Annotated in this window: 17 protein-coding genes; 4 read left to right on the top strand and 13 right to left on the bottom strand. The window is 72.0% G+C overall.

Annotation, left to right across the window (positions count from 1 at the left end):
* Positions 1–44: 44 nt before the first annotated feature.
* Complete coding sequence (locus ACZ6S8_RS28000; protein WP_469460174.1) at positions 45–242, bottom strand: hypothetical protein; 198 nt, start codon at positions 240–242, stop codon at positions 45–47.
* Between the two features lie 138 nt (positions 243–380).
* Positions 381–593 (bottom strand): hypothetical protein, encoded by a 213-nt coding sequence (locus ACZ6S8_RS28005; RefSeq protein WP_469460175.1) that lies wholly within the window; start codon positions 591–593, stop codon positions 381–383.
* Positions 594–1401: 808 nt separating this feature from the next.
* Here ACZ6S8_RS28005 and ACZ6S8_RS28010 point away from each other — a divergent pair.
* Entirely contained in the window at positions 1402–2079 is a 678-nt protein-coding gene (locus tag ACZ6S8_RS28010; protein ID WP_469460176.1) for a hypothetical protein, read from the top strand.
* A 278-nt stretch (positions 2080–2357) separates the two neighbouring features.
* Positions 2358–3584, top strand: coding sequence for a GDSL-type esterase/lipase family protein (locus ACZ6S8_RS28015; protein ID WP_469460177.1), 1227 nt, complete (start codon positions 2358–2360; stop codon positions 3582–3584).
* A gap of 45 nt (positions 3585–3629) precedes the next feature.
* On the opposite strand, the gene ACZ6S8_RS28020 is transcribed toward ACZ6S8_RS28015, so the two are convergent.
* The 3 genes from ACZ6S8_RS28020 to ACZ6S8_RS28030 all read right to left on the bottom strand — a co-directional run bounded on the left by ACZ6S8_RS28020 (position 3630) and on the right by ACZ6S8_RS28030 (position 9137).
* The gene (locus tag ACZ6S8_RS28020; protein WP_469460178.1) at positions 3630–6530 is read right to left on the bottom strand and encodes a helix-turn-helix transcriptional regulator; all 2901 of its coding nucleotides are present in this window, start codon (positions 6528–6530) and stop codon (positions 3630–3632) included.
* Positions 6531–6723: 193 nt separating this feature from the next.
* Complete coding sequence (locus tag ACZ6S8_RS28025) at positions 6724–8076, bottom strand: cytochrome P450 (protein ID WP_469460179.1); 1353 nt, start codon at positions 8074–8076, stop codon at positions 6724–6726.
* A 14-nt stretch (positions 8077–8090) separates the two neighbouring features.
* A complete protein-coding gene (locus ACZ6S8_RS28030; protein ID WP_469460180.1) occupies positions 8091–9137 on the bottom strand; it encodes a terpene synthase family protein in 1047 nt (348 codons plus the stop codon).
* A 477-nt stretch (positions 9138–9614) separates the two neighbouring features.
* Between ACZ6S8_RS28030 and ACZ6S8_RS28035 the strand changes: the two genes are divergently transcribed.
* Positions 9615–10025, top strand: a complete 411-nt coding sequence (locus ACZ6S8_RS28035; RefSeq protein WP_469460181.1) for a hypothetical protein — start codon at positions 9615–9617, stop codon at positions 10023–10025.
* Between the two features lie 44 nt (positions 10026–10069).
* On the opposite strand, the gene ACZ6S8_RS28040 is transcribed toward ACZ6S8_RS28035, so the two are convergent.
* Both ACZ6S8_RS28040 and ACZ6S8_RS28045 read right to left on the bottom strand, forming a co-directional pair.
* Positions 10070–10597 carry an O-acetyl-ADP-ribose deacetylase gene (locus ACZ6S8_RS28040; RefSeq protein ID WP_469460182.1) on the bottom strand — a complete coding sequence of 176 codons (528 nt, stop codon included), beginning with the start codon at positions 10595–10597 and terminating at the stop codon, positions 10070–10072.
* Positions 10598–10663: 66 nt separating this feature from the next.
* Positions 10664–12238: a glycosyltransferase family 2 protein gene (locus tag ACZ6S8_RS28045; protein WP_469460183.1), complete on the bottom strand. Its 1575-nt coding sequence runs from the start codon at positions 12236–12238 to the stop codon at positions 10664–10666.
* 525 nt (positions 12239–12763) lie between these two features.
* Between ACZ6S8_RS28045 and ACZ6S8_RS28050 the strand changes: the two genes are divergently transcribed.
* Positions 12764–13261, top strand: coding sequence for an anthrone oxygenase family protein (locus ACZ6S8_RS28050; protein WP_469460184.1), 498 nt, complete (start codon positions 12764–12766; stop codon positions 13259–13261).
* Between the two features lie 135 nt (positions 13262–13396).
* Here the strand turns inward: ACZ6S8_RS28050 and ACZ6S8_RS28055 are convergent, their stop codons facing one another.
* The 6 genes from ACZ6S8_RS28055 to metK all read right to left on the bottom strand — a co-directional run bounded on the left by ACZ6S8_RS28055 (position 13397) and on the right by metK (position 22389).
* The gene (locus ACZ6S8_RS28055; RefSeq protein ID WP_469460185.1) at positions 13397–14035 is read right to left on the bottom strand and encodes an anthrone oxygenase family protein; all 639 of its coding nucleotides are present in this window, start codon (positions 14033–14035) and stop codon (positions 13397–13399) included.
* A 163-nt stretch (positions 14036–14198) separates the two neighbouring features.
* Complete coding sequence (ahcY, locus tag ACZ6S8_RS28060) at positions 14199–15617, bottom strand: adenosylhomocysteinase (protein ID WP_469460186.1); 1419 nt, start codon at positions 15615–15617, stop codon at positions 14199–14201.
* A 5-nt stretch (positions 15618–15622) separates the two neighbouring features.
* Complete coding sequence (metF, locus tag ACZ6S8_RS28065; RefSeq protein WP_469460187.1) at positions 15623–16576, bottom strand: methylenetetrahydrofolate reductase [NAD(P)H]; 954 nt, start codon at positions 16574–16576, stop codon at positions 15623–15625.
* A gap of 27 nt (positions 16577–16603) precedes the next feature.
* On the bottom strand, positions 16604–20098 hold the full coding sequence (gene metH, locus ACZ6S8_RS28070; protein ID WP_469460188.1) for a methionine synthase: 3495 nt from the start codon (positions 20096–20098) through the stop codon (positions 16604–16606).
* Positions 20095–21075, bottom strand: a complete 981-nt coding sequence (locus ACZ6S8_RS28075; protein WP_469460189.1) for a carbohydrate kinase family protein — start codon at positions 21073–21075, stop codon at positions 20095–20097. The genes metH and ACZ6S8_RS28075 overlap by 4 nt, the downstream gene beginning before the upstream one ends.
* Before the next feature lie 93 nt (positions 21076–21168).
* Positions 21169–22389 (bottom strand): methionine adenosyltransferase, encoded by a 1221-nt coding sequence (metK, locus tag ACZ6S8_RS28080; RefSeq protein WP_469460190.1) that lies wholly within the window; start codon positions 22387–22389, stop codon positions 21169–21171.
* Positions 22390–22393: the final 4 nt, after the last annotated feature.

The following is a 22393-nucleotide window of genomic DNA, read 5'->3' on the forward strand; positions in this document are numbered from 1 at the left end:
CATCACGCGGCTGGGGATCCGTCTGTTGCGGCCCGGTGCGGTGCTCAGGCGCGGCGGAACAGGTCCCCGGCGTCGGCCCGGTGCCGGCCGCCCCGGGGAGGGCCCTCCGGGCGGGGGACTTCGCGGCCTTCCCGGAGCCACTGCCGTTCGAGGGCGTCGTAGATCGGCGACTCGGAGGCCGGCCGGCGGGGCGCCGGCAGCTCGGCGAGGCCCGCCTGCGGCGTAACGGTTCTCTGGTCCATACCCGGCCCAACGACCCCAACCGGCCGCCGTGGCGGGCCGTGATCCTTCCGTCATCACCGCCCCGGCGCGGCGCCGCGGCGGGGCCGCCCGGTGCCGGACGCCCCGCCCCTCCCCCGGCCCCGGCCGTGCGCCGGGGTTCAGCAGCCGAAGAGGCGCAGGACGCGTGCGGCGTGGGGCAGGTCCTCCGGTCCGGCGGCCGTGCCGGACAGCGGCATCAGGTGCCCGTTGACGCAGTCGCCGGGCACCTGGTGGTCGATCTCCCAGTCGCGTGCGCCAAGGGCCGCGCCCGAGCTGGTGGCGTACAGCGGGAGGCGGCACTCCTGGCACCAGTAGAAGGACCGCGCGCTCATGCCGTACCCCCGTACGGCGCCGCGGGACGGGTGCGGTACGGGGCGGGGGTGCGCAGGGGTGGCCGGACGGCCGTCCGGGTCGCCGGGTGACAGGGCCGGGCCGCAGAAAAGCGGAATCTCTCGTTCACATCGGCTGAAACGATCCGGCACCGCCTCACGTCACCCCGGAGCCGCAGGTCTCACCCCGTACGGACGGAAATCCTGCGCCCCGGCTCCGGAGGTCCGGCGAACGGCGGAAGCGGCGGGGGGCCGCGGGGGCGGGCCGCGGCGGATGTCGGCGCCGAGGGTTCGCCGGCCGGGCGGAACCGTCCTGGGGGGGGTGTCGTCGAAGTCGTTTCGTACACCCGCACGGCAGGAACGAGTGTGACGGTGCGGAGCCCCCGCGGGTTCACACTTCCCTGCCCCCTTCTTTTTTCGGGGGACCTTGTGCGGTGCGGCCGTGGTGGGCCCCCGATGCGCACGGCGTCTGTTCCCTCACGTTGAACGACATCTGCCTGCCGGACGCGCAGAAACGGGGAGCCGCTGCCGGAGGGCCGGGGGTGTGGCCAATTCCGTTGCGAGACATCGGAGTTGGTCTACGGGCTGTGGTGTGTGTGGTGGTTCGGCCGCAGGAGGCGGGGGGCGCCACCCGTACATGTGTGGGAAACGGGAGGGTGTGCGGGGTGCGTGGGTGTGCGGCCGACGGGGCATAGTGGCTGGACGCGGAGGGTGTTCCGCGGTGCACCGTGTGCGCGATCCCGTGTCACGGGCAGGTGTGGTGCGTACCATCGCGTCACGCTTCTCCCTCACGAAAGACGACGAGGAACACATGAGTTCAGCGACCAACGCCACGCGCGTCGAAGACGGGTACGCCCAGCAGATCTCCGGGGACCTCGCGGCCAACCACGCGGCCCAGGAGCAGGCACGGGCCGAACTGCTGCGGCTGCAGCAGGAGCTGGCGCAGCTGGAGGACAGCGAGAAGGTCCTCCTGAAGATGCAGGACGCCCTGGGCGTCTCGGTGAAGCCGGTGTCCGCGCCGGCCGCGAAGCGCGGTGCGAAGCGTGCCGCGGTGCCGTCCGCGCGCAGGGCGCCGCGGGGTGCGGGGAAGGCGGCGGAGCCGAAGGACGCGGTGGCCGCGAAGCCCGCGCGCACGCGCAAGACCGCGGACGCGGCCGGCGGCGCGGTGAAGAAGGAGGCCGTGAAGAAGCAGGCCGTGAAGAAGGACGCGGTGAAGAAGGACGCCGGCGGGCCGTCCTGGCTCGACCTCGTCACGGCGGCCGTCGCCGGTGAGTCGGAGCCCAAGTCGGTCGGTGAGGTGGCCGACGCCGTCGGCGCCGCGCACCCCGGGCGCAAGGTCCAGCCGACCATCATCCGCAACACCCTGGAGCAGGGTGTGGCCCGCGGTCTGCTGGAACGTTCCAAGCAGGGCCGTTCCGTCTACTACACCCGGGTGGCCGCCGCCCCGGCGGCTGCGGACGCCGGCCCCGTCCCGGCGCAGTCCGCGTAGTTCCCGGCGGCGGGCGGTAGGCCGAATGCCACGCTCCGGCTGGCACCGCACCGCGTTGTGGGGCGAACATGTGGGTGCGGGTACGAACCCCGGCGCAGCGGCGCCGGCTCCCCCGCCCCAGACCAGGGCCCGGCCGGATACCCCCCCCCATCCCGCCGGGCCCTGTCCCGTGCCGCGGCCCGTGGACGGCGCCCCGGTACGGGGGGCCGGTCCCAGGTCGCGGGCTGCGGCCGGAAAGCCGTTGCGCCGGCCGGGCACCGGCCCAGCACAATGCGGGCATGAGCGAGCGTTCCGACGATCTTCCCGAGTCCCGTGTGCCGGCCCCGGCCGCGCGGTGGACCACCACGCCGATCACCGAGGGCCTGCTGCGCGGCGCCCTGGAGCTGGAGCACACCGAGCGCGGGGTGCTGCCGCACCGGCTGCCCGCGCGGGCCCGCGCGCAGTGCGCCGACGGGCAGCTGGCCATGGCGGAGTCCCAGCCCTCCGGCGTGCGGCTGGTGTTCCGTACCCGGGCGACCGCCGTCGAGGTGGACGCGCACCGCACCGTGACCCGGTACGCGGGCGCCCCGCCGCGGCCCGACGGGGTGTACGACCTGCTGGTGGACGGCCGGCCGGCGGGGCGGGCCGGGGTGGACGGCGGGGACGTCGTCACGGTGGACCTGACCACGGGGTCGGTGCGGACCCGGTCGGGGCCGGCCGGCACCGTCCGGTTCTCCGGGCTCGCGGACCGGGTCAAGGAGGTCGAGGTCTGGCTGCCGTACAACGAGGTCACCCGGCTGGTGGCGCTGCGCACCGACGCGCCCGTCGAGCTCGTGGTGCCGGGGGGCCGTACGAGGTGGCTGCACCACGGGAGCTCGATCAGCCACGGTTCGGACGCCGCGGGTCCCGCCTCGACCTGGCCGGCGCTGGCGGCGTCCCTGGGCGGGGTGGAGCTGACCAACCTGGGGCTGGGCGGCAGTGCCCTGCTCGATCCGTTCACCGCGCGGGCCCTGCGCGACACGGCCGCGGACCTGGTCAGCGTGAAGATCGGCATCAATCTGGTGAACACCGACCTGATGCGGCTGCGGGCGTTCGGGCCGGCGGTGCACGGCTTCCTGGACACCGTCCGCGAGGGCCATCCGGAGGTTCCGCTGCTGGTCGTGTCGCCGGTGCTGTGTCCGGTCCACGAGGACACCCCGGGGCCCAGCGTCCCGGACTTCGGGGGCCTCGCGGAGGGCAGGATCCGGTTCCTGGCCGCGGGTGACCCGGCGGAGCGGGCGGCGGGGAAGCTGACCTTGAACGTCATCCGGGAGGAACTGGCCCGCCTGGTGGGGCAGCGGGCGGCCGGGGACCCGAACCTGCACTATCTGGACGGGCGGGCGCTGTACGGGGAGGCGGACTTCGCGGAACTGCCGCTGCCCGACGGGCTGCACCCGGACGCGGCGGCGCACCGCCGCATCGGCGAGCGGTTCGCCGCCCTGGTGTTCGGCGCGGGCGGGGCGTTCGCGGGGGCCGGGCGGCTCTGACCGGGCCGTTCCCGGGCGGCGGGGGCCGCCGCCCGGGAGCGGGGGTCATTCCTCCAGGGCCCGGCGCAGGCCGGGGCGGTCGGTGCCCAGCTTGGTGAAGACCGCGGACAGCAGCTCCGAGACGGTGTGGGCGTCGGTGTACATCTCCTTGGCGATCGCCGGGTTGTCGAGACCGCGGGCGGCGTGGCGGGCCGCGACGTTCTCCGCGACGGTCAGGGTGTCCTGTTCGGAGGTGTACAGGCGGCGCGGGCGCAGTCCGGCCGAGGCGAGCTGGGCGCGGGCGCGGTCGGCGAGTGCGTCGGCGCCGCAGGCGGAGGCGGTCTCCATGCCCCGGTAGAGCTGTTGGGCGGCCTGGTGCGGGTCGCCCATGGTGTGCAGGGCGATGCCGTGGTCGACGAGTGCGTGGGCGAGTTCGCAGGCGGCCGGGGACTGTTCGAGGCGTTCGACGGCTTCCTGGAGCAGGACGGCCGCCCGGGCGGGGTCGGTGGCGGTCGCCGCGACGCGCAGGGCGTGTCCGATGGTGCTGGGCGCTCCGAACGCGCGGGCGCGTGCGACGGCTTCGGTGGCCGTGGCGCGGGCCAGTTCGGGGTCGTGGGTCACCTGGGCGAGGGCCAGGTCGAGTTGCCAGGGGCTCCAGGAGGGGTTGCGGGTGCCGCGGAGGTCGAGGCGCCTGCCGGCGTCGGTGAGGTGGTGTTCGGCTTCCTCGATGCGGCCCTGGGCCAGGAGGAGTTTGCCCCAGACGGCCTGGGGGTCGGGGTAGACGACGGCTTTGGGGAAGCCGTCGGCGAGTTTGTAGGTGCGGGCGACCTTCTTGGCCTCGGTGACGTTGCCGCGGGCGAGGAGGGTCTCGATGAGGGTGCCGATCGCGTACCACTGGGCGGGGATGTCCTGGCCGATGCGGTCGGCGATCTGCAGGCCGTTGCGGACGAAGTCCTCGGCCTCGGCGAGGCGTCCGCGGCGGTAGCGGACGTAGCCGAGGAGGGTGTAGACGAAGGAGAGGTGTGCGCCGCGCCAGCCCTTGGACTCGAAGTCGACGATGGCGCTGTTGAAGAGTTCCTCGGCGCGGCCCGGCTGGTCGCAGTACATGAGGGTGAGGGCCACGACGACGGGCACCTCGAAGCCGAAGTCCTGGTCGGTCCAGCTCATGCCGCCGTCCAGGGCCTGTTCCGCGTACTCCAGGGCGGTGGCGGCGGATTCGCCGCGCAGGGCGGCGTCCCAGGCCCGCAGGCCCAGGATGTGCCGCTCGGCGAGGCCGCGGCCGGTGAGGCGTTTGGCGAACTGGGCCAGGAGCCGGGAGCGGGCGGGTGAGTTCTCCTCGTCGACGCGGACCGAGTTCCACTTGAACTGCTCGGCCTGCATGCGCAGCCGGGTGCGGGCGCTGGTGGCGCGCCGGGCTTCCTCGGCGAGGAGGGCGGCGGCCTGCTCCAGCTGGCCGGTGTGGCCGAGGGCCTGTGCGAGGCGGTAGGTGATCGCCTCGCGCAGGTTCTGCTCGGTCTTGGGCTCCTCCAGTGCGGTCCTGAGCTGGTTGATGGTGGTGAGGGGATCGTGCAGGAGGTTGGCGGAGCCGAGTTCGAAGAGGACTTCGGCCCGGTCCTCGATCTCGGGCGGTTCGCGCAGGGCGCGGGCCAGGTAGCGGCGGGCGGCGTCGGGGGCGCCCGCGGAGAAGCTGTCGCGGGCGGCCTGGCGCAGTTGCTGGACCACCCAGGGGTCGCCTTCGGGGTGCATTTCCAGGAGGTGGCGGGCGGCCGCGCCGGCGCCGTGGCCGTCGTCGACCAGGGCCTGGGCGGCCATGCCGTGCATGGCGACGCGGACGCCGGGCGGGATGGAGCGGTAGACGGCGGTGGCGATGAGGGGGTGGAAGAAGTCGACGACTTCCTTGCGGCGCAGGCTGGTGAGGACGGTCAGGATGCGGGCGGTGCGGAGTTGTTCGATGGCCTGGGCGGCCTGGGCCTCGCCGAGGGCGGCGACGCTTCCGACGATGCTGATGGGGACGGCGGTGCCCAGGACGGCGGCGGCCCAGGCGAGGCGGACGGTGGAGGGTCCGAGTTGTTCGATGCGGTCGATGAGGCCGCTGCCCTTGACGGCGGAGGCCAGGTCGCGGAGCTGGGGGAGGTTGTCCTGGAACGGCTTGAGTCCGCGGTCGCGGCCCTTCATGACCAGCTCGACGACCTCGAAGGGGTTTCCGCCGGTGATCGCCCAGCATTCGCGGCAGAACATGTCGTCGGCGTTCTCGCCGAGGGTGTCGCGGACGATGCGTGCCACGCCGCTCGTGGTGAGGGAGGCGAGTTCGTGGGGGCGGGTGCCCTGGCGTCCCATGAGGGCGCGCAGGGAGGCGGCGTCGGCGGGGATCTCGTCCGGCCTGCAGGCGACCATGATGAGCATGGCGAGTTCTTCGGCGCGGGCGGCGAAGGCGGTGAGCCAGGCCAGGGATTCGGCGTCCGCCCAGTGGGCGTCGTCGAGGACCAGGACGACGGGGGCGCTGCGGACGGTTAAGTGCGTGACGACCCAGTCCAGGCCGTCGCGGACGCCTTGCGGGTCGGGTGCGGTGGGGCCTTTGGGGGCGGCGGTGAGGCCGAGCGCGGGGGCGACGATGCTGTGCCAGGTGCCGAGGACGTCGCGGCGTTCGTCCTCGCTCATGGCGGCGAACGTCGGCTGGATGAGCTGGCGCATCACGTGGAAGGGGACCTGGCGTTCCTGTTCGCCGCCGCGGGCGGACAGGACGGTGCAGCCGCGTGCGGCGGCGTGCCGGCGGGCTTCGGCGAGCAGGGTGGTCTTGCCGATGCCGGGTGATCCCGCGAAGGTCAGCACTCCCCCGCGGCGGGCGGCGGGGCCGCGGGCGGAGGTGCCGTAGAGGTCGTCCACCGCGCGGTGGATGGCCAGGATCTCGGCTTCCCGTTCGAGGAGGGGCTGAACAGCCCCTCCTCTGGGTTCCGTGACATGTGACATTGCTGCTTGCCCCCTCCTGCGCGTGCGGCCGAGTGTACGGCGCGGGAGCGAGATGGTGCGTCTTAACGTTTTAATGCGGTATCTCGCCACTCGTACGGGGACAATCCTGTACCCTCGGCCCACTTCATTGCGCTGTTGTGTTGAACAATTGGCGGGAATCGCACCGGTGGAGAACGCGATCGGTCGGATTCCGTCAGCGTCGCGGGACGGGAATCATGGGCAGCTCGCTGGGCTGCGGGATGCCGGCGGGGACCTCGCGCACCGTGACGCCCGGGGCGGGGGCCAGCCGCCAGCGGGAGGCGACGCTCGCCACCGCGGTGAGGATCTCGGCCACCGCGAACGAGTCGCCGATGCACTTGTGCTGGCCCGCTCCGAACGGGACGTAGCGGTGGTCGCGCGGCCGGTCGCCGCCGTCCTCCTGCCAGCGGTCCGGGTCGAAGACCGTCGGGTCGGGGAAGAGCGCGGGATCGCGGTGCAACGCGTAGGGGCTGTAGCCCAGTTCGGCCCCGGCGGGGATGGCGACCCCGCCGAGGGTGAGGGGGACCAGGGACCGCCGGGTGAAGAGCAGCGGCGAGTGCAGGCGCAGCGCCTCCTGGAAGACGTTGTTGGTGTAGGTCAGCCGGCAGAGGTCGGCGGGGCGGACCGGGCCCTGGCCCACCACCGCGTCGACCTCGTCGTGCAGGCGCTTCTCCACCTCGGGGTGGCGGCCGAGTTCGTGGAAGATCCAGGCGAGGGTGGTCGCCGAGGTCTCCGTACCGGCGAACATGATGGCGATCACCTCGTCCCGCACCTGTTCGGCGCTCATCGTCGCGCCGGTCTCCGGGTCGGTGCTGGACAGCAGCAGGGACAGCAGGTCGCCGCGGTCCTGTCCTTCGGCGCGGTACTGGGCGATCACCTGGTCGATGATGGCGCGCAGGCGGGCGGCGGCCGCGTCGAACCGCCGGTTGAGCGGAATGGGCAGCCGGTCCAGGGACTTGGGCATGACGGCGCGGACGAGCATGCCCTCCAGGACGACGGGCAGCGAGCGGTGCACCTCGTCGACGGCGGGGCGGCTCAGGTCCCCCGAGAAGATCATCTCGGCGACGGAGGAGAGTGCGTACCGGCGGGTCTCGGTGACCATGGAGACTTCCCGGCCCGCCGTCCACGAGGCGGTCATCTCCTCCGCCTGGCGGCCCATCACCTCGGCGTACCGGGCGATGTGGGTGCGGTGGAAGGCCGGCTGGATCATCCGGCGCTGTTTGCGGTGGAAGTCGCCGTCGGTGGTGACGAGGCCGTTGCCGAACATCGGGCGCAGCCGGTCGAAGACCCGGCCGCGGCCGAACTTCTGGGCCTGCTGGACCAGTACGGTGTGGACGTGCTCGGGGCTGGTGAGGACGTGGACGGGCCAGGTGCCTATGTCGAGGCGTACGACCCCGCCGTGGTCCCGCAGGGACTCCAGGAACGCGATCGGCTCCCGCCACAGGTGCAGTACGTGGCCCAGGAGCGGTAACCGCCCCGGGGCCACGGGGGCTTGGACCGCCGGGCCGGACTGCTGCGGATGCGCCATGGTCGGACTCCCTGTCATGCCACGGAGACCAGGTCCGGGCGGGTGTACGCAGACTCCAGCCCGGCCGCGAACCGTTCGTCGCTGTACCGCGTGCACTCGTAACGCTGCCACAGATCCGCGCCGATCATCCAGTCCTCGTAACTGCGCACGCAGCGGGTGACGGCGGCGCGGACCGACGGTTCCGTCCCGCCGTGGGCGTCCAGGGCCTCGAACAGGCGTCGTTCTCCGGCCAGATATTCCTCGATGCGGGTCTGGATGCGGCCCTCGACGTCCCGGACCGCGTCGGCGAGCGAGCAGCCCTCCCAGGCGGAGATGAGGGCGACGAGGTTGTTGTTGTCGCCGCAGGCGTGCTCCTTCGGCAGGGAGAACACGTCGTTGCCCCAGGAGATGATGTCGACGGCGCTGGCGATGAGGGCCTGGTAGTCGGGGAGGTCGTGGATGTGCTGCGGCACCTCCAGGCCGAGGCCGGCCTCCACCATGTCCATCATCGGGAGCAGTTGGGAGCTGTGGCGGCGCATGAGGACGTAGTCCTGGACCGCCGGGCGGCCGGCGCCGCCGGATGCCCCGCGGTTGCCCGCCTCCTGGTCCAGGGAGCCGAGCATGAGGGGGACGTGGGCCCGGTAGCGGGCCGCGGTCAGCGGGCCCATCCCGTCCAGGATGCGGTCGCACAGGTCGGTGAACCCGCTCACCAGCGGGTTGCCGCGGGCCTCGGTGCCGGTGATCCGCCCCGTCCGGAGGTGCTCGGTGATCGCGGCGGCGACGGGGCGCCAGGCCGCGACCTCCCCGGTGCGGATGAGGTGGTCGTGCTGGTCGTCGAGGACGAACGACCAGGCCATCCATTCGGCGAGCAAGACGACGGTTTCGTAAGGGACGTCACCGCTCACGCGGCCCGCGAGGTGGCCGAAGCCGATGCCGGCGAACTGCTCCACGGCGTCGGTGACGAGTTCGTGGCGCACCACCCAGGACGTGGCTTCGGCGTTGGCCCGCGCGGCCTGGGGGTGCTTGGAGTTCCCGAACGGAAGGTGGAAATCAGGAACGGAGAAAGAGTCGAGCTGGGTCATTGATCCCCCCATAAAAGAATCTGATTCGCCAATACCCGCTCAATCTACAATCGTGATCGTCCCGCCCCGGAAACACCTCTCTGCTGCGGCATCGCCACGGCGGCACGCTGACGCCGTCGGAAGGATGTGGTCGTGGAGCGACCAGTTCCCGCCGACACGCGACCACATCCGGCCACCCGCGAAGTAATTAACTCTCAGAGCGCAGCGGGCTGTCAATGTGGGACGAGGGATGATACTTAATTCATCCCGAAAATACCGAAAGTGCATTCGTTTCGAATATCTTTATGGCATATTCGACGCCGGTGGGCGTGCGCGCGGGGGCCGCGGGAGGGCACACGCGTGTCCCCGGCCCCTTCCGTCCCGGGGGTCCCGCGGCGGCCGGGCCGGGGGTCGGGGCGCATGGCCGAAGACCGCCCTGGGGGTGACGGAGGCTGCCTAGACTGCGGGGGGACACGGCCGTCCGGGGAGGGGTGGGACATGACCGAGAGCCATCCGGCGGACCCGGGGGACGGCGAGGGGCCCGACGTACTGGGTGCCTACCTGGAGGTTCTGCGGGCGCGTCTGAGCGGTGAGCGGTTCGCTCTGCTCATCCGCGCGGTGGAGACCACCTGCCGGCTGCTGGGGGACGGTCACCAGGCCGTGCTGGAGCTGCCCGGGGACGGCGAGCTCGCCCCCGAACTGCAGCGTGAGTACCTGTCCCTGATGGCGGTGATGATCACCGGCCACCTCGACCACCGGCTGGTCGAGGTCACCTCCCCCGACGGCGGCAAGGGCTGGGCGGTCGTGGAGAACTCCGTCGCCCCCGTCCGGGCGCGCGGGGCCGACCAGGAGTGGATCGACACCGAGCTCGACGGCATCGTCCGCGCGAGCGGCTCCACGGCGCCCTGAGCCGCCGGCGTACCGAGCCGCCGCGTCCGGTGGCGCGTACGCCCTCACCGTCCCTCGGCGTGTGCCAGGGCCTCGGCGAAGGCCGCGTGGGCCGCCGCGTCGAAGAGCACGAAGCGGACCTCCTCCACCGGCGCGGCCGCGGCGGCGCGCGCCGTTTCGACCGCGATGCGGGCCCCGTCGTCCATGGGCCAGCCGTAGATGCCGGTGGAGACGGCGGGGAAGGCGACCGTGCGGGCCCCCAGTTCCGCGGCGACGCGCAGCGACTCGCGGTAGCAGGAGGCCAGCAGGTCGCTGCGGTCCTCCTCGCGGGACCAGACCGGGCCCACCGTGTGGATCACCCAGCGGGCGGGGAGGCGGCCCGCCGTGGTGGCGACGGCCCGGCCGGTCGGCAGGCCCTTGCCGTAGTGCGAGGCGCGCAGGGCGCGGCAGGCCTCCAGGATCTCCGGGCCGCCGCGGCGGTGGATGGCCCCGTCCACTCCCCCGCCGCCGAGCAGGGAGGAGTTCGCGGCGTTGACCAGAGCGTCCGCCCGCTCGGCGGTGATGTCTCCCTGGACGAGGGTGATGCGGGCCATGGGGTTCCTTCCGTACGCGGCCGCCGGCTCCTGCCGGACGGTACTGCCGGTCCAGGCAGGCGGGGCTCAGCCCGCCGTCGGCGGGAAGCGCCGGACGACCTCGACGGTGAGGTTGTCGTGGACCGTGAAGTACGGGGACACGGCCAGTTCGGTGCCGCCCTGCGGGTCCTGGGCCAGGACGCGGGCGCGGCGGGCCGTGCGGTCCAGGTCGGGGGCGTACTTGCGGCCCAGCCGTACCCGGCGGGTGACGTCCGCGGCCCGTACGTCCAGGAACACGTCCCAGGTGCCCGGTCCGAGCGGGCCGCCGGCGTCGACCGCGGCCAGGTTGATCTCGGTGCGGAAGCCGGCCGTCTCCAGGCCTTCCCCCAGGTCGGGTGAGGCGACGGGGACGGTTTCGGCGGTGTGCTCGCGGCCGCTGTCGCGTTCGCGGAGCACGAGTGCGCCGGGCGCCGGTCCCGCGCCCAGGGTTTCCACGTAGGCGTGGCCGGTGAGGAGCATCCGGCTGCCCTTGAAGGCCATCGTCGCCAGGTGGTGCTGGGCCCGGAGTTTGGAGGTGACGTCGAAGAGGACGTCGGGCAGGCCGGCGGCCGTGTCGCGGAACAGCGGGAAGCACCGGTAGACCCTGCCGTTCTCGGCCAGGTCCACCGGCGGCTCCTTCGCCGGGTCGTACTCCATCAGCTGCTCGAAGGCCCCCGGCGGGCAGCTGACGAACGCGTACAGCCGGATCCAGTCGATCCGGGGCAGTTCCTCGCCCATGTCGGGGGTCCAGTACTCCTGGACGAGCGCCCGGCCGCGGGCGTAGACCTCCGCGGTGAACTCCGGGTAGTCGTGGCGGGCGGTCACCGCCGGGCGCAGGGCGGTGCGGATCAGGCTGCGGAAGTGGCGGCCGATCATGCGGCGGCGGCCGACGGGGTCCTGGACCCGGTCGGCGACCAGTGCCATGACGCGTTCGATGTGCCGGACCGTCTCGCCGGCCGACCGGCTGCGGGAGGTGATGTTCTGGCCGTCCTCGCGGCGGCGCAGGAAGTAGCAGTCGTAGTCGCCGACCACGGAGATCTTGCGGGCGGCCAGGTAGACGGCGGTGACGAAGACCTGGTCCTCGCCGTACCAGAGGTCGTCGGGGTAGCGGACGGGCCCGTCCTCGATGATCTCGCGCCGGATGAGCTTGGCGCTGTGCAGCGAGCGGTAGACCTCGGAGGTGTAGAGGTCGGCTTCGGGGGCGTGGCGGTGTGCCTTCTCCGAGACGGTCCGGCCGAGGCCGACCTGCCGGGCGAGGACGACGTCGCTGTTCTGGGTGTCGGCCATCCGCAGGAGCCGCTCCAGGGCCTCGGGGCCGAGGTAGTCGTCGGCGTCCAGGGCGAAGGCGTACCGGCCGCGGGCCAGGTCCAGGGCCCGGTTGCGGGGGCCGCCGGGGCCTCCGGAGTTCGCCTGGTGCACCACCCGGATCTGCGGGTGGAGGGAGGCGTAGCGGTCGAGCTCCGCGCCGCTGCCGTCCGTGGAGCCGTCGTCGACCGCGATGACCTCGATCCGGTCCAGGCCCAGGGTCTGGCCCACGACCGAGTCCAGGCACTCGGTCAGGTAGGGCATCGCGTTGTAGGCGGCGATGATCACGGATATGTCGGGTACACGTTCGCGGGACATGGTGGAGATTATGGACGCCGTCCGGGGCCGGGCGGTCGCCCGGGTGTCCGGGCGGCGGGTGGGGGGTGTCCGGCGGGCGGGTGCTCCGGTCCTGCGGTGACCGCCGCCCGGCCGGTGCGGACGGCCCCCGGGGACGGCTGCGGGAAGGGCTCGGCGGGCGGGCGGCGCGGATGGCTGCGCGGCCGGCCTCCGGGAGGGCTCCGGGGAGGGCTCCGGGGCCGTGCCGCCGGCGGTCCCGGTGGGTCGGCGGCCGACGTGCGGAGCCGGGAGCGGGGAGAGCGGCGGCGGTGCGTCCCGAGGTGCCGGGGCGGAAGCGGCTGCGGCCGGGCCGGGGGTGTGCGGGTGGCGGCCGGGCGCGGGGACGGGTGTGCGCGGGGCTCAAGAGGCGGTGGAGGATCGCTCGAATGGACCGGCCGCCGGGGCGCTACCGCCCGTATAGTCGCCCTGACTTGACGATTTGATGACCCGTTCCCGAAGAATCGATGACCGAGATACTCCGCGGACGGACGAGCAGGGGGACACCCGATGGAGACCGCACGCCTTGCCTCGCTCATCGCCGCGACCGTTTCGATGGGACTGGTGAGCGGCCTGTTCTACGGCTTCGCCGTCTCCGTGATGCCCGGCCTGAAGCGCACCGACGACCGTACGGTGATCGAGGTCATGCAGCGCATCAACGTGGCCATCCTCAACGGGTGGTTCGTGCTGGGCTACATCGGCGCGTTCCTGTTCACCGCTCTGGCGCTGGCCCTGCACATCCCGTCCGACGGGCGCGAGGTGCTGCCGCCGCTGATCGCGGCGCTGGTCTGCTACGTCGTCTCGATGGGCGTCACCAACAAGGTGAACATCCCCCTGAACAACGTGCTGGAGAAGGCCGGCCCGGTCGCGCGGATCAGCGATCCGGCCGCCGTGCGCCGTGCCTTCGAGGGGCCCTGGGCGCGTGCCAACGTGTGGCGGACCCTGCTGTGCACGGCGTCGGTCGGGTTCCTGGCGTGGGCGCTGGTCCTGCACGGCCGGGCGGGCTGAGCGGCGGCGCGCACACCGTCCCCGCGGTGTGCGGTGGGTGCGGTGTGCGCGAAGTCCCCCGGTCGGGTGGGCCGGGGGACTTCGTGGTGGCGCGGGTGGGGGGCTCAAGGACCCCGTCGGGGCCGGCGGGGCGGGTCAGCGGGTGGCGCGCCCGTACAGGATCAGGGCGCGGGACAGGGCGGTGAGGGCCACCGTGCACAGCAGGGTGCGGACGATGTTGGTGGAGACCCAGGTGCCCTTGAACTTGTCGACGACGGAGAAGTCCGTCATCTTCGCGGCGTCGCCGGCGTCGGCGAGTTCGTTGTTGAGGGGGATGTTCACGGAGAAAGTGATCATCAGGACGACGAAGTAGGCCACGGTGGCCGCCGCGACCCAGATCGCCACGCCGCGGCGCCCCTTGCGGAACTCGACGACCGCCGAGGCGGCGGAGGCCAGCAGGGCGATGACGAACGCCATGCCGAAGAGGCCGTTGCCGTCGATGGCCTTGTTGAAGGCCTGCATCGCGGTGACGTAGGTGCGTTCGTCGCCCGCCGCCAGACCCGGCATGACCGAGACGTCGAAGGCGAAGAAGAGGCCCGCCATCAGGCCCACGAGGACCGTGGAGACCAGGAGCAGCGCTGTGGCCGCCTTGCCGCGCGGTGCGGTGGCCGCCGGTGCGGGCGGCTGGTACTGCGGCTGGGGCTGGTGCTGGGTGTGGTAGCCCGGAGGGGCCGTGTAGGGGCTCGGGCCGCCGGCAGGGTGGTGCGGGGGGCTACCGGCCGGGTTGGTGTTCATGGGACATCCTCATCTGCGGTGGTGGGAGTACTGCTCGCCCTCGGCTCGGACATCCGATCGTGACACTCCCCGGGATGGCCGGCCACGGGGTTCCACCGGCTCTCGAGGGAAGTTCGAGAGCCGGTGGCGCGATCTGTTCGGCCCGTGGGCCGGGGCGGGCGGGTCAGTAGCGGTAGTGGTCCGGCTTGTACGGGCCGGCGGCGTCGACGCCGATGTACGCGGCCTGCTCCGGGCGCAGGGTGGTGAGGCGGACGCCGAGGGCGTCGAGGTGCAGGCGGGCGACCTTCTCGTCGAGGTGCTTGGGCAGCACGTAGACGCCGGTGGGGTACTCGGAGGGCTTGGTGAACAGCTCGATCTGGGCCAGGGTCTGGTCGGCGAAGGAGTTCGACATGACGAAGGAGGGGTGGCCGGTCGCGTTGCCGAGGTTCAGCAGGCGGCCCTCGGACAGGACGATGAGGACCTTGCCGTCGGGGAACTTCCAGGTGTGGACCTGGGGCTTGACCTCGTCCTTGACGATGCCGTCGATCTTCGCGAGGCCGGCCATGTCGATCTCGTTGTCGAAGTGGCCGATGTTGCCGACGATCGCCTGGTGCTTCATCTTGGCCATGTCGGAGGCCATGATGATGTCCTTGTTGCCGGTGGTGGTGATGAAGATGTCGGCGGTTTCGACGACGTCGTCGAGGGTGGCGACCTGGTAGCCGTCCATGGCTGCCTGGAGGGCGCAGATCGGGTCGATCTCGGTGACGATGACGCGGGCGCCCTGGCCGCGCAGGGACTCGGCGCTGCCCTTGCCGACGTCGCCGTAGCCGAAGACGACGGCGGTCTTGCCGCCGATGAGGACGTCGGTGGCGCGGTTGATGCCGTCGATCAGGGAGTGGCGGCAGCCGTACTTGTTGTCGAACTTCGACTTGGTCACGGCGTCGTTCACGTTGATGGCGGGGAAGAGGAGGGTGCCGTCGCGGTGCATCTCGTAGAGGCGGTGGACGCCGGTGGTGGTTTCCTCGGTGACGCCCCGGATGTCGGCGGCCAGGGCCGCCCAGTCGATGCCGGTCTTGCCCAACAGGGCCAGGACGAGGGCCATTTCCTCGTTGTCGGCGGTGGAGGGGTCGGGGACGGCGCCGGCCTTCTGGTATTCGACGCCCTTGTGGACGAGGAGGGTGGCGTCGCCGCCGTCGTCGAGGATCATGTTGGGGCCGGTGTGGCCGGGCCAGGTCAGCGCCTGCTCGGTGCACCACCAGTACTCCTCCAGCGTCTCGCCCTTCCAGGCGAAGACGGGGATGCCCTGCGGGTTGTCCTGGGTGCCGTTCGGGCCGACCGCGACGGCGGCGGCCGCGTGGTCCTGCGTCGAGTAGATGTTGCACGACACCCAGCGGACGTCGGCGCCGAGGGCGACGAGGGTCTCGATGAGCACGGCCGTCTGCACGGTCATGTGCAGGGAGCCGGTGATCCGGGCGCCGGCCAGGGGCCGGGCGGACGCGTACTCGGCGCGGATCGACATCAGACCCGGCATCTCGTGCTCGGCCAGGGTGATCTCCTTGCGGCCGAAGTCCGCGAGGGAGAGGTCGGCGACCTTGAAGTCCATGGGATCTACTCCGTGATGGTGGTGGCTGGGTTCGGGCTGACGTTCAGGTTCTGATGGATCTCTAGAGTCGCGGTGGACTTGTTGAGGGTGATGTAGTGCAGGCCGGGTGCGCCCTCGGCGAGGAGGCGCTCCGACATGGCGGTCGCGTAGGCGACGCCGATGCGGTGGCCTTCGGCGGGGTCGTCCTGGGCCGCTTCGAGCCGGCGGGCGAGCGCGTCGGGGAAGCGGGCGTCGCTGAGTTCGGCGAAGCGGCGGATCTGGCGGAAGTCGGTGGCGGGCATGATCTCGGGGATGACCGGGGTCAGGCAGCCCACGGAGGCGAGCCGGTCGCGCAGGCGCAGGTAGTCCTCGGCGTGGAAGAACATCTGGGTGATGGCGTAGTCGGCGCCGGCCCGGCACTTGGCGGCGAAGTGGTGGATGTCCTGGCTCCAGGAGGGTGAGCGGGGGTGGCGTTCGGGGAAGGCCGCCACGCCCACCGTGAAGTCGCCGAGCCGTCGGATGAGGCTGACGAGTTCGTGGGCGTGGTCGAGGCCTTCGGGGTGGGCGGTCCACTCCCCCTTGGGGTCGCCGGGCGGGTCGCCGCGCAGGGCGAGGACGTCGCGGATGCCCGCGTCGGCGTACTGGCCGATGATGTGGCGCAGTTCGGTGATCGAGTGTCCGACGGCGGTCAGGTGGGCGACGGGGCGCAGGGTGGTCTCCGCGGCGATGCGTTTGGTGACCTCGACGGTGCGGTCGCGGGAGGAGCCGCCGGCGCCGTAGGTGACGGAGACGAAGGAGGGGGCGAGCGGTTCGATGCGGCGGATGGCGGCCCACAGGGTGCGTTCGCCGGCGTCGGTCTTGGGGGGGAAGAATTCGAAGGAGAAGGTCTGCCGGCCCTGGGCCAGCAGCTCGCGGACGCCGAGGGTGGCGGGGGCGGACGTGCGGGGGCGTTCGGCGGTGACGGCCACGGCTGCCGGCATGTCGGGCTCCTTTCCGGATCGCGGGGTTCAGCGTGCGTTGAAGTACTTGGCTTCGGGGTGGTGGATGACGATGGCGTCGGTGGACTGCTCGGGGTGGAGCTGGAACTCCTCGGAGAGGTGGACGCCGATGCGCTCCGGCTGGAGGAGCTCGGCGATCTTCGCCCGGTCCTCCAGGTCGGGGCAGGCGCCGTAGCCCAGGGAGAAGCGGGCGCCGCGGTATTTGAGGGCGAACATGTCCTCGACGTCGGAGGGGTCCTCGCCCGCGTAGCCGAGTTCGGAGCGGACGCGGGCGTGCCAGTACTCGGCCATGGCCTCGGCGAGCTGGACGGACAGGCCGTGCAGTTCGAGGTATTCGCGGTAGGCGTCGGCCTCGAAGAGTTTCGCGGTGGCTTCGCCGATGCGGTTGCCGACGGTGACGATCTGGAGGCCGATGACGTCGGTCTCGCCGGATTCCTCGGGGCGGAAGAAGTCGGCGAGGCACAGGCGGCGGCCGCGGCGCTGGCGGGGGAAGGTGAAGCGGGTGCGTTCGTTGCCGCGTTCGTCGAGGAGGATGAGGTCCTCGCCCTTGGAGACGCAGGGGAAGTAGCCGTAGACGACGGCGGCTTCGAGGAGGTTCTCGGTGTGGAGGCGGTCGAGGAGGCCGCGCAGGCGGGGGCGGCCGTCGCTCTCGACGAGTTCTTCGTAGGTGGGGCCGTTGCGGGCCTGCTTGAGGCCCCACTGGCCCTTGAAGAGGGCGCCTTCGTCGAGCCAGGAGGCGTAGTCCTTGAGCGGGATGCCCTTGACGACGCGGGTGCCCCAGAACGGCGGGGCGGGGACGGGGTTGTCGACGGCGACGTCGGAGCGGACGGAGCCGAGCTCGGCGGCCTCCTCGGGTTCGGCGGGCCCGGTGTCGCGGCGGGCGACGCGGCGTTGCTTGAGGGGCGGCAGGGTGGCGCCGGGGACGCCGCGTTTGACTCCCATGAGGGCGTCCATGAGGCGCAGGCCCTCGAAGGCGTCGCGGGCGTAGCGGACTTCGCCCTCGTAGATCTCGTGGAGGTCCTGCTCGACGTAGGCGCGGGTCAGGGCGGCGCCGCCGAGGATGACCGGGTAGTCGGCGGCCATTTTGCGGGCGTTGAGCTCCTGGAGGTTCTCCTTCATGATCACGGTGGATTTCACGAGGAGGCCGGACATGCCGATCACGTCGGCGCGGTGTTCGGTGGCGGCTTCCAGGATCGCGGAGACGGGCTGCTTGATGCCGATGTTGACGACGTTGTAGCCGTTGTTGGTGAGGATGATGTCGACGAGGTTCTTGCCGATGTCGTGGACGTCGCCGCGGACGGTGGCCAGGACGATGGTGCCCTTGCCGTCGGCGTCGGTCTTCTCCATGTGGGGTTCGAGGTGGGCGACGGCGTTCTTCATGACTTCGGCGGACTGCAGGACGAAGGGGAGCTGCATCTGCCCGGAGCCGAAGAGCTCGCCGACGACCTTCATGCCCTCCAGGAGGGTGTCGTTGACGATGTCCAGCGCGGGACGGGTCTCCAGGGCTTCGTCGAGGTCGGCGCCGAGGCCGTTCTTCTCGCCGTCGATGATGCGGCGCTGGAGGCGCTCGTCGAGGGGCAGGGCGAGGAGTTCCTCGGCGCGGCCGGCCTTGAGGGACTTGGTGTTGACGCCCTCGAAGAGCGCCATCAGCTTCTGCAGCGGGTCGTAGCCCTCGGCGCGCCGGTCGTAGATCAGGTCGAGGGCGGTGGTGACCTGCTCCTCGTCGAACCGGGCGATCGGCAGGATCTTCGAGGCGTGCACGATCGCCGAGTCCAGGCCGGCCTTGACGCACTCGTCGAGGAACACCGAGTTCAGCAGGACGCGGGCGGCCGGGTTCAGGCCGAAGGAGATGTTCGACAGACCCAGCGTCGTCTGCACGTCCGGGTGGCGACGCTTCAGCTCCCGGATCGCCTCGATCGTCGCGATGCCGTCCTTGCGGGACTCCTCCTGGCCGGTGCAGATCGTGAAGGTCAGGGTGTCGATGAGGATGTCGGACTCGCGGATGCCCCAGCCGGTGGTGAGGTCGGCGATCAGGCGCTGGGCGATGGCGACCTTGTGCTCGACGGTGCGGGCCTGTCCCTCCTCGTCGATGGTCAGCGCGATCAGCGCGGCGCCGTGCTCCTGCGCGAGGCGGGTGACCTGTGCGAAGCGGGACTCGGGGCCGTCGCCGTCCTCGAAGTTGACGGAGTTGATGACGGCGCGGCCGCCGAGCTTCTCCAGGCCGGCGCGCAGGACGGGGACTTCGGTGGAGTCCAGGACGATGGGGAGGGTGGAGGCGGTGGCGAAGCGGCCCGCGAGTTCGGCCATGTCGGCGACGCCGTCGCGGCCGACGTAGTCGATGCACAGGTCGAGCATGTGGGCGCCTTCGCGGATCTGGTCGCGGGCCATCTCCACGCAGTCGTCCCAGCGCGCCTCCAGCATCGCGTCGCGGAACTTCTTCGAACCATTGGCGTTCGTCCGCTCGCCGATCGCCATGTACGCCGTGTCCTGCCGGAACGGCACCGTCTGGTACAGGGAGGCGGCGCCGGGCTCCGGGTGCGGGTCACGGGCGGCGGGTACGGCTCCGCGGACGCGTTCGACGACCTGGCGCAGGTGTTCCGGGGTGGTGCCGCAGCAGCCGCCGACCAGCGACAGCCCGTACTCGCGCACGAACGTCTCCTGCGCGTCCGCCAGCTCGGAGGCCGACAGCGGGTAGTGCGCGCCGTCCTTGGTCAGCACGGGCAGGCCCGCGTTGGGCATGCAGGAGATCGGGATGCGGGCGTTGCGCGCCAGGTAGCGCAGGTGCTCGCTCATCTCGGCGGGGCCGGTGGCGCAGTTCAGGCCGATCATGTCGATGCCCAACGGCTCCAGCGCCGTCAGCGCCGCGCCGATCTCCGAGCCCAGCAGCATCGTGCCGGTCGTCTCCACCGTCACCGAGCAGATCAGCGGCACCGACACGCCCAGCGCAGCCATCGCCCGGTGCGCGCCGACGATCGAGGACTTCGTCTGCAGCAGGTCCTGGGTGGTCTCCACCAGCAGCGCATCCGCGCCGCCGGAGATCAGACCCTCCGCGTTGGTCTGGTAGGCGTCGCGGATCTGCGCGTAACCGATGTGGCCCAGCGTCGGCAGCTTCGTGCCCGGCCCCATCGAGCCCAGCACCCACCGCTGCTGCCCAGTCGAGGCCGTGAACTCGTCCGCGACCTCCCGCGCGATCCGCGCACCCGACTCCGACAGCTCGAAGTTCCGCTCCGGAATGTCGTACTCCGCCAGCGCCGCGAAATTCGCGCCGAACGTGTTCGTCTCCACACAGTCCACGCCCACCGAGAAGTACGCCTCGTGGACCGTGCGCACGATGTCCGGCCGCGTCGCGTTCAGCACCTCGTTGCAGCCCTCCAGCTGCTGGAAGTCCTCCAGCGAGGGATCCTGCTCCTGCAGCATCGTCCCCATCGCCCCGTCGGCCACGACCACACGGGTCGCGAGCGCCTCACGGAGGGCGTCGGCCCGGGTCTGCGCGTTCGTGGTCATGCCGGCTGTCCCAGCTTCGGCTCCAGCAGTGCGGCCGACCGCTCCCCGTACACCGTGCGGACGGTGTGCAGGAGCCGGCCGGGGTCGATCTCGTACGCCTGCGAGCCGACGGCCGCCAGGGCCAGGGCCGACAGCGTGCAGCCGAGCTGGGCCGCGGTCTCCAGCGGCAGTCCCCAGCTGACGGCGGCCAGGAACCCGGAGCGGAAGGCGTCGCCGACGCCGGTGGGGTCCTCGACGCGGGCGTCGGGGACGGCGGGGACGGTGAGCGGCGGCCGGTCCTCGGCGTCGATGCGGACGCCCTGCGCGCCGAGGGTGGTGATCCAGGTGCCGACGCGGCCCAGGACGTCGGCGCGGCTCCAGCCGGTGCGTTCCAGGAGCAGGGCGGACTCGTACTCGTTGGTGAACAGCCAGCGGGCGCCGGTGACCAGGCTGCGGACCTCCTCGCCGGTGAGGCGGGCGAGCTGCTGCGAGGGGTCGGCGGCGAAGGGGATGCCCAGTTCCCGGGCCTGTTCGGTGTGGCGGACCATCGCGGCCGGGTCGTTGGGCGAGACGAGGACCAGGTCCAGGGGGGTGCGGGCGTGCAGGGCGCCGAGGTCGATGCGGCCGGACTCGGCCATCGCGCCCGCGTAGAAGGAGGCGATCTGGTTGGTGTCCCGGTCGGTCATGCACATGAAGCGGGCGGTCTGGTGCTCGGTGGAGACGTGCACCGCGCCGGTGTCGACGCCGTGTTCCTTGAGCCAGACCTCGTACTCGGCGAAGTCGGGGCCCACGGCGCCCGCGAGGACGGGCTCCAGGCGCAGGCCGCCGAGACCGTAGGCGATGTTGGCCGCGACTCCGCCCCGCCGCACCTCGAGGGTGTCGACGAGGAAGGACAGCGAGACGTGTTCCAGCTGGTCGGGGAGCAGCTGGTCGACGAACCGGCCCGGGAAGGCCATGAGGTGATCTGTGGCGATGGATCCGGTCACCGCGATACGCACGTGGACTCCTGTGAGCTGGACTGATGTCGGCGGGGCGGAGTGGAGCGGGGGCAGGGCGGGGCGGGCCCGCGGCCCGGGGGCCGCGGGGCGGCGTCAGGCGCTGGCGGCGGTCCTGAGGCGTTCGGCGCGGTCGGTGCGCTCCCAGGTGAAGTCGGGGAGTTCGCGGCCGAAGTGGCCGTAGGCGGCGGTCTGGGCGTAGATCGGCCGCAGCAGGTCCAGGTCGCGGATGATCGCGGCGGGGCGCAGGTCGAAGACCTCGGTGATGGCCCGCTCGATGCGGTCGGTGGGCACGGTGTGGGTGCCGAAGGTCTCGACGAACAGGCCGACCGGTTCGGCCTTGCCGATGGCGTACGCGACCTGGACCTCGCAGCGGGTGGCGAGGCCGGCGGCGACGACGTTCTTGGCGACCCAGCGCATCGCGTAGGCGGCGGAGCGGTCGACCTTGGAGGGGTCCTTGCCGGAGAAGGCGCCGCCGCCGTGGCGGGCCATGCCGCCGTACGTGTCGATGATGATCTTGCGGCCGGTGAGGCCGGCGTCGCCCATCGGGCCGCCGATCTCGAAGCGGCCGGTGGGGTTCACCAGGAGACGGTAGCCCTCGGTCTCCAGCTTGATGCCGTCCTCGGCGAGGCGGCGCAGGGTGTGCTCGACGACGATCTCCCGGATGTCGGGGGCCAGCAGCGCCTCCAGGTCGATGTCGGCGGCGTGCTGCGTGGAGACGACGACGGTGTCCAGGCGGACGGCCTGGTCGCCGTCGTACTCGATGGTGACCTGGGTCTTGCCGTCGGGGCGCAGGTAGGGGATGGTCCCGTTCTTGCGGACCTCGGAGAGGCGGCGGGCGAGGCGGTGCGCGAGGTGGATGGGGAGCGGCATGAGTTCGGGGGTCTCGTCGCAGGCGTAGCCGAACATCAGGCCCTGGTCGCCGGCGCCCTGCTGGTCGAGGGCGTCCTCGTCGCCGCCGTCGGTGCCTTCGACGCGCTTCTCGTAGGCGGTGTCGACGCCCTGCGCGATGTCCGGGGACTGTGCGCCGATGGACACCGACACGCCGCAGGAGGCGCCGTCGAAGCCCTTGGTGGAGGAGTCGTAGCCGATGTCGAGGATCTTGGCGCGGACGAGCTGGGCGATGGGTGCGTAGGCCTGGGTGGTGACCTCGCCGGCTATGTGGACGAGGCCGGTGGTGATGAGGGTCTCCACGGCCACCCGGGAGGTCGGGTCCTCGGTGAGGAGCGCGTCGAGGATCGTGTCGCTGATCTGGTCGGCGATCTTGTCGGGGTGGCCCTCGGTCACGGACTCCGAGGTGAACAGGCGGCGGGACATGTCA

Source organism: Streptomyces sp. NPDC048461 (assembly GCF_055587105.1).